General features: G+C 62.5%; 17 protein-coding genes. 5 read left to right on the top strand and 12 right to left on the bottom strand.

Annotated elements, in window-relative coordinates:
* Nucleotides 1–96 precede the first annotated feature (96 nt).
* A complete protein-coding gene (locus GJ699_RS05415; protein WP_154373836.1) occupies nt 97–399 on the bottom strand; it encodes a hypothetical protein in 303 nt (100 codons plus the stop codon).
* Between the two features lie 4 nt (nt 400–403).
* On the bottom strand, nt 404–646 hold the full coding sequence (locus GJ699_RS05420; protein WP_154373837.1) for a hypothetical protein: 243 nt from the start codon (nt 644–646) through the stop codon (nt 404–406).
* A gap of 143 nt (nt 647–789) precedes the next feature.
* Between GJ699_RS05420 and mutS the strand changes: the two genes are divergently transcribed.
* Nucleotides 790–3471: a DNA mismatch repair protein MutS gene (mutS, locus tag GJ699_RS05425; protein ID WP_154373840.1), complete on the top strand. Its 2682-nt coding sequence runs from the start codon at nt 790–792 to the stop codon at nt 3469–3471.
* Nucleotides 3468–4445: a hypothetical protein gene (locus GJ699_RS05430; RefSeq protein ID WP_229261951.1), complete on the top strand. Its 978-nt coding sequence runs from the start codon at nt 3468–3470 to the stop codon at nt 4443–4445. The genes mutS and GJ699_RS05430 overlap by 4 nt, the downstream gene beginning before the upstream one ends.
* Nucleotides 4446–4448: 3 nt before the next feature.
* On the opposite strand, the gene GJ699_RS05435 is transcribed toward GJ699_RS05430, so the two are convergent.
* Nucleotides 4449–4994, bottom strand: a complete 546-nt coding sequence (locus GJ699_RS05435) for an FKBP-type peptidyl-prolyl cis-trans isomerase (protein ID WP_154373842.1) — start codon at nt 4992–4994, stop codon at nt 4449–4451.
* Between the two features lie 100 nt (nt 4995–5094).
* On the opposite strand from GJ699_RS05435, the gene GJ699_RS05440 reads away from it, so the two are divergent.
* The 3 genes from GJ699_RS05440 to GJ699_RS05450 all read left to right on the top strand — a co-directional run bounded on the left by GJ699_RS05440 (nt 5095) and on the right by GJ699_RS05450 (nt 7223).
* Complete coding sequence (locus GJ699_RS05440; protein ID WP_154373844.1) at nt 5095–6216, top strand: cupin domain-containing protein; 1122 nt, start codon at nt 5095–5097, stop codon at nt 6214–6216.
* 16 nt (nt 6217–6232) lie between these two features.
* Nucleotides 6233–6709, top strand: a complete 477-nt coding sequence (locus GJ699_RS05445; protein WP_154373846.1) for a DUF7931 domain-containing protein — start codon at nt 6233–6235, stop codon at nt 6707–6709.
* Nucleotides 6710–6980: 271 nt separating this feature from the next.
* Nucleotides 6981–7223 carry a hypothetical protein gene (locus GJ699_RS05450; RefSeq protein ID WP_154373848.1) on the top strand — a complete coding sequence of 81 codons (243 nt, stop codon included), beginning with the start codon at nt 6981–6983 and terminating at the stop codon, nt 7221–7223.
* A gap of 138 nt (nt 7224–7361) precedes the next feature.
* On the opposite strand, the gene bamC is transcribed toward GJ699_RS05450, so the two are convergent.
* The 9 genes from bamC to GJ699_RS05495 all read right to left on the bottom strand — a co-directional run bounded on the left by bamC (nt 7362) and on the right by GJ699_RS05495 (nt 15615).
* A complete protein-coding gene (bamC, locus tag GJ699_RS05455; protein ID WP_371867473.1) occupies nt 7362–8492 on the bottom strand; it encodes an NlpB/DapX family lipoprotein in 1131 nt (376 codons plus the stop codon).
* Between the two features lie 149 nt (nt 8493–8641).
* A complete protein-coding gene (gene dapA / locus GJ699_RS05460; protein WP_154373851.1) occupies nt 8642–9517 on the bottom strand; it encodes a 4-hydroxy-tetrahydrodipicolinate synthase in 876 nt (291 codons plus the stop codon).
* A gap of 84 nt (nt 9518–9601) precedes the next feature.
* Nucleotides 9602–10150, bottom strand: coding sequence for a class I SAM-dependent methyltransferase (locus GJ699_RS05465; protein ID WP_154373853.1), 549 nt, complete (start codon nt 10148–10150; stop codon nt 9602–9604).
* 19 nt (nt 10151–10169) lie between these two features.
* Nucleotides 10170–11372: a tryptophan--tRNA ligase gene (locus GJ699_RS05470; RefSeq protein WP_154373855.1), complete on the bottom strand. Its 1203-nt coding sequence runs from the start codon at nt 11370–11372 to the stop codon at nt 10170–10172.
* A gap of 8 nt (nt 11373–11380) precedes the next feature.
* The gene (locus tag GJ699_RS05475) at nt 11381–12055 is read right to left on the bottom strand and encodes a site-2 protease family protein (protein WP_154373857.1); all 675 of its coding nucleotides are present in this window, start codon (nt 12053–12055) and stop codon (nt 11381–11383) included.
* Nucleotides 12056–12134: 79 nt separating this feature from the next.
* On the bottom strand, nt 12135–12758 hold the full coding sequence (locus GJ699_RS05480) for an L-threonylcarbamoyladenylate synthase (RefSeq protein ID WP_154373859.1): 624 nt from the start codon (nt 12756–12758) through the stop codon (nt 12135–12137).
* Complete coding sequence (gene htpX, locus GJ699_RS05485; protein WP_154373860.1) at nt 12755–13645, bottom strand: protease HtpX; 891 nt, start codon at nt 13643–13645, stop codon at nt 12755–12757. The genes GJ699_RS05480 and htpX overlap by 4 nt, the downstream gene beginning before the upstream one ends.
* Nucleotides 13646–13741: 96 nt before the next feature.
* On the bottom strand, nt 13742–14581 hold the full coding sequence (locus GJ699_RS05490; protein WP_154373862.1) for a 3',5'-nucleoside bisphosphate phosphatase: 840 nt from the start codon (nt 14579–14581) through the stop codon (nt 13742–13744).
* On the bottom strand, nt 14578–15615 hold the full coding sequence (locus GJ699_RS05495; protein WP_154373864.1) for a threonine ammonia-lyase: 1038 nt from the start codon (nt 15613–15615) through the stop codon (nt 14578–14580). Before GJ699_RS05495 ends, GJ699_RS05490 begins: the two co-directional genes overlap by 4 nt.
* Nucleotides 15616–15791: the final 176 nt, after the last annotated feature.

Here is a 15791-nt window from a genome sequence, read left to right on the forward strand (position 1 = left end):
TCATGGCAATAACGCGCCAATGGCGAGAACCGATAGCTTACAGCACCTAGCGCCAAGAGCGCGACGTCCGGCGATTCTGAGACGTGATGAAGTGATCTACGTCTCAGTAACGCTGTAACTCATATGTGGCGATGTGGCGCAAAAATCCTCCAGCGCCTGCCAGGCGATTTCATGCAAGACCTTTCCATTTTCCGCCTCGACATGCCATGCAGAGCTGCTTGAGACATACGCCTTGGCTTCTCCCAGCGTATAAAATTTAGACATCGTCAAAGCAATAATTGCATCCGTGATCGACAACCCGCGCTGCTTCATCTCCAACAGGATTTGCTCTCTCGCTGTCTCATCCGCGTCGCGCCACCTTGACTTTACGAGTACGAGGCCCAGTTCTGATTTGCTCATTTCTTCATCCTGCGCCGGATATCCACAATTTTTCCTGCCTTGGCAGAACTACTGCCTGCAACCCGAATCCCCTGAACGCGTATCTCATCGTAGCCACGTCTTTACAAAGAACCACATTGCCTTCGACAACAATCTGCGCAAAAAAGTTCACTTTTCCGGACGGTGTGTCGAAGGTAGATAGAAAATAGCTTTCATCGCCATCTGCGGCATTCTGAATAGCCTGTTGCAACGACTCTTCGACGCTCATTTGGGCTGACTCCAGTGTACTCCAACCGGATCGGGACACGTTTTCGCAGTATCGCCGCCGAAAGCGGTAGAATGATGGGTTACGCGCGGGGGTGGTTTGTGCCTCCGTAAAACCAGACTCATCGCATCGCCTGAATAGAACCAATGACCACCGCTCCGAAAGAAATCAACGCCGCCGCCGTCAAGAACAGTCCCACCGAAAAGCTCACGCCAATGATGCAACAGTACATGGCGATCAAGAGCCAGCATCCGGACATGCTGGTGTTCTACCGCATGGGCGATTTCTATGAGCTGTTCCACGAAGATGCGGAAAAGGCGTCGCGCCTGCTCGGCATCACGCTGACGGCGCGCGGTTCGTCTGGCGGGCAGCCGATCAAGATGGCGGGCGTGCCGTTCCATTCGCTGGAAGGCTATCTGGCCAAGTTGGTCAAGGTCGGCGAGTCCTGCGCCATCTGCGAACAGATCGGCGATCCGGCCACCAGCAAAGGCCCGGTCGAACGCAAGGTGATGCGCGTGGTCACGCCAGGCACGCTGACCGATGCCGATCTGCTGCCGGAAAAAGCCGAACGTCCACTGCTCGCGCTGTGCATCATCAGCCAGCGCAAGGTGGCCACCGCCGGTCTGGCGTGGCTATCGCTGGCCAGCGGCGCGCTGCGCTTGATGGAGTTCTCGGGCGATGCGCACACGGTCAATACCCGCATCCAGCAAGAGCTGGAACGCATCTCGCCGGCCGAGCTGCTGCGCGGCGATAACGGCGAGCTGTTTGAAGAGTACACCGCCTGCCACGTCAACCGCGTGCCGGAGTGGCACTTCGATGTGGTGGGCGGCCACAAGGCGCTGCTGGATCAACTGGCGGTGGCCACGCTGACCGGCTTCGGCGCCGATGGCCTGGGCGCGGCGTTCGGCGCCGCCGGCGCGCTGCTGCGTTACGCGCAGTCGACGCAAGGTCGCGGCCTGCAGCACGTGCGCACGCTGACCACCGAAACCGAAAATGAATTCATCGGCCTCGATGCCGCCACCCGCCGCAATCTGGAGCTGACCGAGACCATCCGCGGCCAGGAGTCGCCTACCCTGTTCTCGCTGCTGGACCACTGCCGCACCGCCATGGGTTCGCGCCTGCTGCGTCACTGGCTGCACCACGCGCGCCGCGATCAGGACATCGCCCGTTCGCGTCATCAAGCCATCGCCGCGTTGGCGCAGGCCGATGCCACCGGTTCGCTGTCGCACACGCTGGCGCAGGTGCCGGACATCGAGCGCATCACCACCCGCATCGCGCTGCTGTCGGCGCGCCCGCGCGATCTGGCCAGCCTGCGTGACGGCTTGAAGCAGTTGCCGGCGCTGCGTCACAGCATGCAGCGCACGCTGACCGACGTGGATGGTCTGCTGGCCGGCATCCACGCCGACCTGGCGACACCGGAAACCTGCCTGGATCTGCTGGAACGCGCGGTGATGCAGGAACCGGCGGTGATGGTGCGCGACGGCGGCGTGATCGCGCGCGGCTTCGACGCCGAGCTGGATGAGCTGCGCGGCCTGTCGGAAAACGCCGGCCAGTATCTGGTCGATCTGGAGACGCGCGAACGCGCCCGCACCGGCATCGCCAATCTGCGCGTGGAGTACAACAAGGTACACGGCTTCTATATCGAAGTCACCAACGGCCAGGCCACCAAGGTGCCGGACGATTACCGCCGCCGCCAGACGCTGAAGAACTGCGAGCGTTACATCACGCCAGAGCTGAAGGCGTTTGAAGACAAGGCACTGTCGGCGCAGGACCGCGCGCTGGCGCGCGAGAAGATGCTGTACGACCAGCTGCTGGGCGACCTCGCCCCGTTCATCGGCACGCTGCAGGCGATCGCGCGCGCGCTGGCGCAACTGGACACGCTGACCGCCCTCACCGACCACGCGCTGCGTCACAGCTGGTGCGCGCCGGAGCTGGTGGCCACGCCCTGCATCAACATCAAGGAAGGCCGCCACCCAGTGGTGGAGAACCAGATCGAACGCTTCATCGCAAACGATTGCCGCTTCGTCGATGAACGCCGCCTGCTGCTGATCACCGGTCCTAACATGGGCGGTAAATCGACCTTCATGCGCCAGGTGGCGCTGATTACGCTGCTGGCCTACATGGGCAGCTACGTGCCGGCGCAAAGTGCCGTCATCGGCCCGATCGACCGCATCTTCACCCGCATCGGCGCTACCGACGATCTGGCCGGCGGCCGCTCGACCTTCATGGTGGAGATGACCGAAGCCGCCGCCATTCTGAACGGCGCCACCGAACACTCGCTGGTGCTGATGGACGAAATCGGCCGTGGCACCTCGACCTTCGACGGTCTGGCGCTGGCGTGGGCGATCGCGCGTCATCTGATCGAAACCAGCCGCAGCTTCTCGCTGTTCGCCACCCACTACTTCGAACTGACGCAGCTGCCGGACAACCATCCAAGCGCCGCCAACGTGCACTTGTCGGCGGTGGAGCACAAGGACACCATCGTGTTCCTGCACGCGGTGCAGGACGGCCCGGCGTCGCAGAGCTACGGCTTGCAGGTGGCGCAGCTGGCCGGCGTGCCGCAGCCCGTGATCAAGGCCGCGCGCAAGCATCTGGCGCGACTGGAAGCGCAGGCACTGGACGCCACGCCGCAGCTGGACCTGTTTGCCGCGCCAGCAGTCGACGCCAACGACGAGGAAGTGGAAGCGCCGGCACCAGCCGCCTCCAGCCCGGCCATGCGCGAGCTGCTGGACGCGCTGGACGATCTGGATCCGGATGCGCTGACGCCACGCGAAGCGCTGGACCGTTTGTATCAGCTGAAGCGCCTGACCGAGTCGGCGCAGGCATGATGCGCGGCGCGCGCTCCCGTGCCGCACTGCTCGGCGCCGCCATGGCGCTGACAATGTTTGCGGCGTCGGGGGCGCACGCAGCGCAGATTACGCCGGCCACGCCGGCACCCAAGGCTTTCGTGTTTGGCGTGATCGGCCATCCGCTGCAGCATGGCCGCGACGAGGCGACGCTCAAACACGCGATCGAGGAAGCATCGCAATCCAATCCGGCCTTCATCGTCGCCACCGGCATCAAGGCCGCCAGCGAGCCTTGCAGCGACAAGCTGTACGCGCAGCGGCGCGCGCTGCTGGATGAACCGCAAGCGCCAATGATCGTGTCGCTGGCCGGCAGCGACTGGGCCGCGTGCATGAACTCCGCCGGCCGCTCCAACGCCATCGAGCGCCTGAACCGGCTGCGCGAACTGTTTTACGTCGACAGCGAATCGCTGGGCGCGCGCCGCCTGCCGCTGACGCGCTTATCGTCCACCGCCAAGTTCCGCAGCTATGCGGAGAACGCCCACTGGGAGCATGGCAAGGTGCTGTTCGCCACCATCAACCTCCCGGCCAATAACAACCACTACCTGCCGGCGGCGGGCCGCAACAGCGAATATGAAGACCGGCTGGTGGCCAACCGCGCCTGGCTGCATCGCTTGTTCACGCTGGCCGAGCGGCAGAAGATGCACGCGCTGGTGCTGTTTTCGGACGGCGATGCGGGTGTGACGGCGGAAGAAGGCTTTTCGCTGCTGCCCTCATTCCAGAGCAAACAGGACGGCTTTGCCGAAGTGCGCAAGCAGGTGCGCGCGATGGCGGAGAAGTACAAGGGCAAGGTGCTGCTGATCGATGCGCAGAAAAGCGCGGGTGGGGAGCCTGCCATTCAATGGCGCGGCAATGTGGGGCACCTGAATCTGGGCGCCGACTGGGCCGAGATTCAGATCACGCCCGGCGCCGCCGCCCTGTTCTCAGTCAAGGCAGGCAACGCCGAAGCGCAACAGTAAAGCTTAGTGAATCGGGTGGATGGCGACGTGATCGCCGTCTTCGCCTTCATCATCCTCATCGCCGTGGTGATGGCCATGGGCGCCGTGCACATGACCGTGGGCGATTTCTTCATCGGAGGCTTCGCGCACATCCACCACGTTCAGCGAGAAACGCAGCGCCATGCCGGCCAGCGGGTGATTGCCGTCCAGGACCACTTTGTCGTCAGCGATATCGGTCACGGTGAAGATCATGGCCTCTTCCTCGCCAGCGTCGCCGTCCGGCATGCCTTCGAACTGCATGCCCACTTCCAGCGGTTCCGGCAGGCGGTTGCGTGGCTCCACTTTCACCAGCGCGGCGTCGTAGTCGCCGAAAGCATCTTCCGGCTCGATCTGGATGATCGACGAGTAGCCGACTTCTTTGCCATCCAGTTCTTCTTCGATTTTCGGCAGGGTGTTCTCATAGCCACCGTGCAGGTAGACCATAGGTTGACGGCCGTCCTCGATCAGATTGTCCTGGGCATCGGACAGTTTATAGTTAACAGTCACGACTGTATTCTTGGCAATCTTCATGGTGTGCATCCTTTCTATAATTAGCCCCGGATTATACCTTGGATCGCGGCACGGGCCGGCTTAACACCGCCAGCCGGCCGATGGCTGGTTATAATGTGGCATGAAAAAATTACCTCTCCTCGGCGACATCACGCCAGCGCAGTTTTTGCGCGAATACTGGCATAAAAAACCATTACTGATTCGTAATGCGATTCCGGGCTTCAAGCCCCTGCTGAGCTTTGACGCGCTGGCCAAGCTGGCCTCGACCAACCACGCGGAATCGCGCCTGGTCACCGGTTTCGATGGCGAATGGGCAATGCAGCACGGCCCGCTGGAAACCCTGCCGCCGCGTGACAAGAAGGAATGGACCATGCTGGTCCAGGGCGTCAACCTGTTCGACGCCAAGGCCGACGAGCTGCTGCGCCAGTTCCGCTTCCTGCCGGACGCCCGCCTGGACGATCTGATGGTCAGCTTTGCCACCGATGGCGGCGGCGTCGGTCCACACTTCGATTCCTACGACGTATTCCTGCTGCAAGCGCAAGGTCAGCGCCGCTGGCAAATCGGCCCGCAGAAAGACCTGTCGCTGATCGACGGCCTGCCGCTGAAGATCCTGGCCAACTTCAAGCCGAACGAGGAATTCGTGCTGAATCCGGGCGACATGCTGTACCTGCCGCCGCACTACGCGCACGACGGCATCGCCATCGGCGACTGCCAGACTTATTCGATCGGCTTCCGTTCGCCGTCCTACCAGGAGTTGGGCGAGAACTTCCTGCAATTCATGGCCGATTCGATCGACCTGCCGGGCCGCTACGCCGATCCGGAGCTAGAAGTGAGCAACAAGCCGGCCGAGATCCCGCGCCAGATGCTGACCGCGCTGACCGACGAGCTGAACAAAGTCCGCTTCACCGAGGAAGACATCACCATCTTCTTTGGCGAATACATGTCCGAGCCCAAGCACAATGTGTTCTTCACCGGCCCGGCCAAGCCGCTCACCGTCGGCAAATTCGGCGAAGCGGTGCTGAAAAAGGGCTTGGCGCTGTCGCGCAAGACCCAGATGCTGTACCGTGGCAAGCACGTGTTCATCAATGGCGAATCGTTCGGCGTTGGCAAGGCCGACAAGGCCACGCTGGAGTTGCTGGCCAATAATCGCCGGCTGGAGGCCGCCGAGTTCGCCACCGCCTCGGACGACGTGCTGGAAGCGCTGTACACCTGGTATCAGGATGGTTGGGTAGAGCTCGGTTAATCAAGGAGACGGCAAGATGGACAGACTGGTCATTCCCTTCACCACGCGGGCGGAATTTCAGCAGCACCTGGCCACTTGCCTGTCGCGCGCGGAGCAAACCCTGCAGATGTTCGACCCGGATTACAGCATCTGGGAACTGGGCAGCAGCGCCACCGACGCCCAACTGCGGCGCTTCCTGCACGGCGGCGGCCGGCTGCAACTGGTGGCGCACGATGGCAAGCACGTCGAGCGCAGCGCGCCGCGCTTTTTACGCCTGCTGCAGGACTATGGCCACCTGATTGAGGTGCGCCGCACCAATGCCCAATTACGCCAGCTGACCGACTCGTTTTGCATCGGCGACCAGCGCGATATTGTGCGCCGTTTTCATGCCGATCATTTCCGTGGTGAAGCCGTATTTAACGGCCCGCAAGACCTGCAAATCAGCCTGGAACGTTTCCTTACAATTTGGATAGAGTCCGGACCCGGTTTGTATGCAAACTCAACGGGATTATGAGTAAAATGCTGGGCAGCACGGTCGTGTTCGGACATGCTGCAAGATTATGCGTAAACGAAATGTTGCGATATCGCAAAATAGTTATGCGTTAGCCTTGTTGTCCTATTGCGATGCACTAAAAATCGCTATAATATTCGGCTAGGAAGTTTCCGTTGTCTAGTAGGCACCTTTTAGGTACGAAAGCCTTCGACGACTACCTAATGAGCGATAATTACCGGTAATTATTAATCGCAACACTGTGTTTAATTTTTGAATTAACTAAGGAAAATCCATGAAAAAATCCCTGCTGATCGCCTCCCTGCTGGCTGTTGCTCTGGCTGCTTGCTCGAAAAAAGAAGAAGCTCCTGCCGCTCCAGCTCCAGTAGCTGCTCCAGAAGCTGCTGCTCCAGCTGCTGCTCCAGCACCAGCTCCAGCTGCTGACGCTGCTGCTCCAGCCGCTTCGGCTGCTGCTCCAGCCGCTTCGGACGCTGCTGCTGCTCCAGCCGCTTCGGCTGCTCCAGCTGCTTCGAAGTAATATCAGCTGTGATAAAAAAGCCGGCCCTCGGGCCGGTTTTTTTACGCCTGCAGATTCGCCGCTTTTAAAGCGGCCATAAAAAAACCGGCTGTAACGCCGGTTTTTGTTTATAAGCCGCCGCATGGCGGCTTATTTCTATTACTTCAACTGTTCGTGCAGCAGGGTGATGATCTTCTCGCCAACCGGGCTGGTTTCCGGCTGACCGGCATTGCTCAGCACCTTGACCACGCTGGTATTGCCTTCGTTGGCCTTGACCGAGATGCGGTAGCGCTGCGCTTCCTTCTCCGCCTCGTCCGACGAGCCCCAGCTGAACAGCTTGCTGAAGAAGCCCTTGGTTTCGGTGGCGTCGTTGATGTAACGCACGAAGTAAATACCCTGGGTACGGTCGCGGTCTTCAACCGTGAAGCCAGCGCGGTCCAGCGCCAGGCCGACACGGCGCCAGGCGCGGTCGAAGCCCTCGTCCACCTGCACGGCGCGGTCGGCGCCGGCGCCCACCAGCGAAGCGTGCTGCGGCTGCACCGCAGCGCCTTCGACGGCGGTCTTGGCTTGCGCCAGCTGTTCCGGACCATTGCCCAACTTGTTCATCAGACGGGCCAGGAATTCAGCTTCCAGGCCTGGATCGTTAGGACGCGGCGTCCACTTGGTGGTTTCCTTGTCCGAACCGGTGGCGACTTCCTGCACGCCGCGATGGCTGATGTAGATCTCGCTGGCGCCATCGGCACGACGCTCGATGCGGGTGCGGAACTTGTCGCGCTCGCCGCTGGAGTACAGCGAATCGAACACCTTGCCCACCGTGTTGCGGATCCAGTCTTGCGGGATCTTGGCGCGGTTCTCGTTCCACTCGGTTTCCATGATGCCGGCGGTCTGCGACTCCTGCGCCAGCGTGAAGCCCGAATCTTCCCAGAACTGCTTCAGTTGCGGCCACAGCTGTTCCGGGGTCTGCTTGATGACCAGCCAGCGCTGGTTGCCGTCGCGCTCGACCTTGATGTCGTTCAGCGAGGTCGGCACCACGGTGCCGGCGGACGGCTGGCCCGGCACGATCACGGCGTTCTGATTCAGCGCGCCCGACTGCGCGGCCTTGGCGGCGTTGTAGCCGGAGGCGGTGGCCACGCCGTTGTTCGAGTCCGGCAGCGAGTAGCGGTTATCCTTCTGCAGCTGGGTCAGGTCGGGCGGCACGTCCAGCGTGCTGGCCTTCTTGGCCGACTTGTAATCGACCTTGTCGTTACCAACCACCGAGCCGATCATGCCGCAGCCGCTCAGGCTGGTCACGGTGGCTACCATGGCGCCCAGCACCAGCGCGCGCTGCGGGGAAATAAAAGCTGTCTTGCGAATAGTCATGTCGTTACTGTTTAAGAAGCTGAGGTGCAGCAGTATATGATCCGACCGGGGCCGGGGCTTATGCTTTTTGCTACGGGATGTTACAGCACGCCGGCTTCGCGCAGGGCCGAGCGGACGGTCTCATGGTAACCATCGGCCAGCGGGACCAGCGGCAGGCGGATGCCGGCCGGCATTTTGCCCATTTCCGCCAACGCCCACTTGACCGGCACCGGATTCGGTTCAACGAACAGTTTCTGGTGCAGCGGGAAGACCTTGTTGTTCAGCTCGACGGCGGTGGCGATGTCGCCCGCCATCGCCGCGCGGCACATGTCGGCCATGGCGCGCGGGGCGACATTGGCGGTCACGGAAATGTTGCCGGCGCCGCCGGCCAGCATCAGCGCCAGCGCGGTCGGATCGTCGCCCGAATAGACGGCGAATTCCTTCGACACCATACGCAGCAGGTCGTAGCCGCGGCCGATGTTGCCGGTCGCATCTTTGACGCCGATGATGTTTTTGACGCCAGACAGACGCAGGATGGTCTCGTTGCTCATGTCGGCCACGGTACGGCCAGGCACGTTGTACAGAATGATCGGCAGATCCACCGCTTCGGCAATCGCCTTGAAGTGCTGGTACATGCCTTCCTGGGTAGGACGGTTGTAGTAAGGAACCACTTGCAGCGTAGCATCGGCACCCGCATCCTTGGCGTAGCGGGTCAGCTTGATGGCTTCGGCAGTCGAATTGGCGCCGGCGCCGGCGATGACCGGGATGCGGCCATTGACGTGGGCCACGGCGGCCTTGATCAGCGCGCAGTGCTCTTCCACGCTGACGGTGGCCGATTCGCCGGTGGTGCCCACGATCACGATACTGTCCGTGCCTTCGGCGATGTGCCAGTCGATCAGCTGATTCAAACCCGCATAGTCCAGACTGCCGTCGGCGTGCATGGGGGTGACAATTGCTACGATGCTGCCCTTAATCATAGGAAATCACTGCGTAAAGTATTAAAACAACGATTGTAGTCGATAGGTCGGGCCCGTGGTGCATTCGGCTCGACAAATCGGCGCTCAAAATGGCGGTAATAGAGCCGCTTCTCGGGGAAATTCCGGCTTTACCGCGCACAGTCGTTGCACCATGGCAGCTTTTGGCGCTGTAATCACCCCATCCTCGAAGGCTACCACACGCAGACCATGCTGCTGGGCAATTTCCAGCAGTTCACCGGGTTGTAGCAGGAAGGCCGGATTTGACGGTTTGCCGAACTGGGCGTTACCGTCCGCGAAGGTTTCGTAAATCAGCACGCCGTTCGGCGCCAGGCTGGCCAGCATGCCGGCAAATAGCGGCCGATGCAGGTAGTTTGTGACCACGATGCCGGCAAAACGGTGCGGGCCGAACGGCCAGGCGGCGCCCTCCTGCTCCAGGTCGATGGCGCTGGTGGTGATGCCGAGGCCGGCCGTGGCGGCCAGCGCCGCCGGATCACGGTCGACCGCCACCACCTCGTGGCCCAGCGCCGCCAGATGGCGCGAATGGCGGCCGTTGCCGCAAGCCAGGTCCAGCACCGCGCCGCCTGGCACCAATGGTGCATACCGCTGCACCCAGGGAGAAATCTGATCGTTCATGGTTTTTACCCGGATTTACTTAGCTATAGGCCAAACCCATGGCCTCGCGCACGTCGCGCATGGTTTCCAGCGCCAGCCTGCGCGCCGCGTCATTGCCGTCGGCCACGATGGCGCGCACCAGCGACGGATCGTCCAGATACGGCTGGGCGCGCTCGTGCATGGGTTCCTGTTCCTTGATGATGGCGTCAATCACCGGCTGCTTGCACTCGATGCAGCCGATGCCGGCCGACGTGCAGCCCTTGACCACCCATTCCTGGGTCGCGGTGTCGGAATACACCTGGTGAAATTGCCAGACCGGGCAGCGCACAGGATCGCCGGCGTCGGTGCGGCGCACCCGCGCCGGGTCGGTCGGCATGGTGCGGATTTTCTTGTTGACCGACTCCTTGTCCTCGCGCAGCGCGATCGCATTGCCGTAGCTCTTGGACATCTTGCGGCCATCCAGCCCCGGCAGACGCGAGGCCTCGGTCAGGCGCGCCTGCGGCTCGACCAGGATCAGCTTGCGGCTGCCCTCCAGGTAGCCGAACAGGCGCTCGCGGTCGCCCATCGACAGGCTTTGGGCGTCGTCCAGCATGGCCTTGGCCTGCGCCAGCGCCTCGTCCTTGCCATCCTGCTGGTATTCGGTGCGCAGCTCGTTGTACAGCTTGGCGCGCTTGCTGCCCAGCTTTTTCACCGCATCCTGCGCCTTCTCCTCGAAGCCCTTTTCTTTGCCGTACAAATGATTAAAACGGCGCGCAATCTCGCGCATCATCTCGATGTGCGGCACCTGGTCCTCGCCTACCGGCACCTGGCTGGCGCGGTAGATCAGCACGTCCGCCGCCTGCAGCAGCGGATAGCCGAGGAAGCCGTAGGTTGCCAGGTCTTTATTGGCCAGATTGTCGATCTGGTCCTTGTAGGTCGGCACCCGCTCCAGCCAGCCCAGCGGTGTCGCCATCGACAGCAGCAGATGCAGCTCGGCGTGCTCGGGCACGCGCGACTGGATGAACAGCGTCGATTGCGAGGGGTCGACGCCGGCCGCCAGCCAGTCGACCAGCATGTCCCAGGTGCTGCGCTCGATGACACTGGGGTCATCGTAGTGCGTGGTCAGCGCGTGCCAGTCCGCCACGAAGAACAGGCATGGCAGCTCGGTCTGCATTTTGATCCAGTTTTTCAGGGCGCCATGGTAGTGGCCCAGGTGCATGGAACCGGTGGGACGCATGCCGGATACGACGCGATCGGGATACATAGATAGGCTCAGCTAAAAAGGAGTTGCAATGGATAGACCATGATGTGCCAGATCTCGCCCAGCAAGTTCATGCCACCAAGCATGAAGCCATTCAGCAAGCCATACTGTATGGCCAACACCAGACCGAAGAAAATGAACACGCCGTAGCGCTCGATACGGGCATACGGCCGAGCCAGCCACATCGGCAACAGGCCGGTGACGATGCGGCCGCCATCCAGCGGCGGCAGTGGGATCAGGTTGAAGATGCACATGGCGGCGTTCACCACATAGCCTGCATGCGCCATCTTGACGAAGAAATCCTCGCCGTCCAGGTTAAACACCTGCACCAGCACCACCCAGAACGCCATCCAGGCCAGGCCCATGAGGAAATTGGCGGCGGGACCGGCTGCGGCCACGAACGCCATCTGTTTTTTCGGGTTGCGCAGGCGGTCGAAATCGACCGGCACCGGCTTGGCAAAGCCCAGCGGCGGGGCTTGCAGCAGCCCCAGTATCAGCGGCAGCAGAATGGTACCGAACGGGTCAATATGCTTGAGCGGATTAATCGAAAGCCGGCCTTCATCGGCGGCGGTGGAGTCACCGAAGTAACGGGCGACATAACCATGTGCGGCTTCGTGCAGGGAGATTGCAAAAAGAACAGGAATGGCGAAGACCGTGGCGGTCCGAACAATGCTATCTATATCCATGGGCGGGATTCTACCAGAGGCGGTCGCGCTGCTTGCCGCGCGCCGTCGAAGGCCGGCGCGCTTGCCTTGTTGACGGGATTCAGAGTCCGAATGCGGCTGCGTCGCCACGGCCCTGGCGTACCAGCACCGCTTCGTCGCCAGTCAGGTCGATGACGGTGGTCGGCTCCATGCTACAGGCGCCGCCGTCGATAATCAGTTCCAGTTGCTTGCCCAGGCGCGTACAGATTTCATCGGCGTCGTTCAGCGGCTCGTCTTCGTCCGGCATGATCAGCGTGCTGCCCAGCAGCGGCTGGTCCAGCTCGGCCAGCAAGGCGTTGATGATGGTGTCTTCCGGCACCCGCAGGCCAATGGTCTTGCGCGAAGGATGGCTGAGCCGGCGCGGCACGCACTTGGTGGCTTCCAGAATGAAGGTGAACGGCCCCGGCGTCGCCGCTTTCAGCAGGCGGAACTGGCGGTTGTCGACGCGGGCGTAGACGCCCAGCTCGCTCAAGTCGCGGCACAGCAGCGTCAAATGGTGTTTTTCATCGATGCCGCGTATGCGGCGCAGGCGCTCGACCGCGCCCTTGTCGTCCAGGTGACAGACCAGCGCGTAGCAGGAATCGGTCGGCACGGCGACGATGCCGCCGCCGTGGATGATTTGCGCCGCCTGCTTGATCAGGCGGGCTTGCGGGTTGACGGGGTGGACCTGGAAGAATTGGCTCATACACCCGATTGTACGCTACGCAGCGCGGCGATGCGCTGCTCGAACGGGGGATGGGTCGAGAACAGCGCGCCCCAGCCGCCGCCGTTGGTGATGCCGGACGCCGCGAACGACTGCGGCAGCGCGCCCGGCTCCATGCCGTTCAGGCGCGCCAGCGCGTGCTGCATCGGCACGCTGCTGCCCAGCAGCTTGGCCGAGCCGGCGTCGGCGCGGAATTCGCGCTGACGCGAGAACCAGGCCACGATCAGCGACGCCAGCAGGCCGAACACGATCTCACAGACAAACACGGTAATCATGTAGCCGATGCCGGTGCCACGGCGCTCGCCGTCGCTGTTTTTATTCAGCATATTATCGACAAAGAAACCGACGATGCGCGCCAGGAACACCACAAAGGTATTGGTCACGCCCTGGATCAGGGTCATGGTCACCATGTCGCCGTTGGCGATGTGCGCCACCTCGTGGCCCAGCACCGCTTCCACCTCGTCGCGATTCATGCTGTCCAGCAGGCCGGTGGATACCGCCACCAGCGCCGAATTCTTGAACGCGCCGGTGGCAAACGCATTCGGCTCGCCCGGGTAGATGGCCACTTCCGGCATGCCGATGCCGGCGCGCTCGGACAGCGCCTTGACGGTATTTACCAGCCACAGCTCATTGGCTGAAGAGGGATGATCGATCACCCGCGCGCCGGTCGACCATTTGGCCATCGGCTTGGAAATCAGCAGCGAGAAAATGGCGCCGGTAAAACCAACCACCAGCGAAAACGCAAGCAGACTGCCCAGCTGCAACTCACTGCCCGAGCCGGGACGGCCGATGCCCAGCAGCGACAGCACAATCGACAACACCAGCATCACAGCCAGGTTGGTGGCGATAAACAGGACGATGCGTTTCATGATTTCCCTCCGGAACAGCTAGTTTGCCGAAACCATAAGGTAAGACTGCATCAACGCAAAATCAATACGCGGCCGGACGGTAATCGGCCGCAGAAATTACCACCAGTCGTGCCAGACCGGCGTCACATTGGCCGGCAGCGGCGGCAAGGCGGCAAAGTCGACCCGCGACTCGCCCGGCGCGTGAAAATCGGTGCCGCGCGAGGCCAGGAAGCCGTAATGGTTGGCCAGCTGCGCGTACACCGGATACTGGTCCGGCGTATGGCTGCCGGTCACCACCTCGATGGCGGTGCCGCCCAGCTGCTTGAATTCATCGAACAGCGCGCCTTGCGCCAGCTGGGTGAAGCGGTAACGGCCCGGATGGGCGATCACGGCGATACCACCGGCGTCGCGAATCCACTTGACCGACTGTTCCAGCGAGGCCCAGCAGTGGGCCACATAGCCGGGCTGGCCTTCGGACAGATATTTCTTGAACACCTCGCCGGTATTGGCACAGGCGCCGATTTCCACCAGATAGCGCGCGAAATGGGTGCGCGACATCAGGTCCGGATTGCCCACGTACTTGAGCGCGCCCTCGTAGGCTCCCTCGATGCCGACCAGCTCCAGCTGCTTGGCGATCTCGCGGCCTCGGTTGTCGCGGCCGGAACGGGTGGCGGCCAGGCCGTCCACCAGCGCGCGGTTGTGCTCATCGATCTGCAGACCGACGATGTGCACCGTCTCCTTGGCCCAGGTGATGGAAATCTCGACCCCGGTGACAAAGCGCATGCCCTGCGCCTCGGCGGCAGCGCGCGCGGCGGCAATGCCGCCGACTTCGTCGTGGTCGGTCAGCGCCCAGACATCGACACCCGCCTTGCGGGCGTACTCGGCCACGGCGGGTGGCGCCAGGACGCCGTCGGAAACGTTGGAGTGACAATGCAGATCGACTTTCATAGCACTCATTGTACGCTGCCTTGCACCATTTCTGGCAAGGGTGCGTCAAACCCGGCGTCGCGCAGCCAGGCGCCGCGCGCCAGCAACTCGGCAAAGCGGGCCGGATCGATATTGGAACCGCACACCAGCACGCCGACGCGCTTGCCCTGCAAGCGCTCGCGCAACGGTCCCAGCAAACCGGCGGTGGCCACCGCCGCCGCCGGCTCCGCCACCAGCTTGGCATCGCGGAACAGATGCAGCATGGCCAGGCAGATCTCATCGTCGCTCACCCGCACCACCTCGGTGACGAAGCGGCGGCACAGGTTGAAACTGTACGCCATCGAATACGGCGCGCCCAGGCTGTCGGCCACGGTATCGATGCGCTCCAGCTGCAGCGGCGCGCCCTGCGCCAGGCTGCGGTGCATCAAATCGGCGCCGTAGGGCTCGACGCCATACACCGCGCACTGTGGATTCAGTTGACGCACTGCAGCGGCGATGCCGCCCAGCAAGCCGCCGCCACCGACCGGCACGATCACCGCATCCAGCTCCGGCACCTGCTGCATCAGTTCCAGCCCGACGGTACCGGTGCCCTGCGCGGTCAGCGCGCCGTCATAGGGATGCAGCATGGTGCGGCCTTCGTCGCGCACCAGCTGGTCGCCGTGGGCGAAGGCGGCGTGCATATCGGCCTTCAGCACCACCTCGGCGCCATACTCGCGGCAGGCGAGCACGCGTTCCAGCAGTGCGTGTTGCGGCATCACCACCTTGGCGCTGCAGCCGGCCAGCCGCGCCGTATAGGCCGCTGCGATGGCGTGATTGCCGGCGCTGACCGCCACCACGCCACGGGCGCGCGCCGCCGGAGTCATCGCCTCGATGTTGTTGAGTGCGCCGCGCAGCTTGAAGGTGCCGGTCTTCTGGAACAGCTCCAGCTTGAGCCAGACTTCGGTATTCGGGAATTGCTGCTCGATGATGCCGGTCTGCCAGCGCCATACGGGCGTGGTCAGGACTTTGCCTTGCAGGCGTTCAGCGGTGGCGCGGATGTCGGACAGGGTGGGATAAGGCGTCATGGGTGCTCCATCAATAATTATTCAAAGGGGAATACGCGTGCGATCCGGGGCGCCGAGCACCGGCGCACAGCCGCAGCTCAGCGACCCTGAATAATTCGAATAATGATGGAGCGCGCGCCACCGGCAGCGGCCTGGGCGGCGCTGATGCGATGAATAGTGGTGGCGCGGTAAGAAAT

The sequence above is a fragment of the Duganella guangzhouensis genome (assembly GCF_009674535.1).
Taxonomy (GTDB): domain Bacteria; phylum Pseudomonadota; class Gammaproteobacteria; order Burkholderiales; family Burkholderiaceae_D; genus Rugamonas; species Rugamonas guangzhouensis.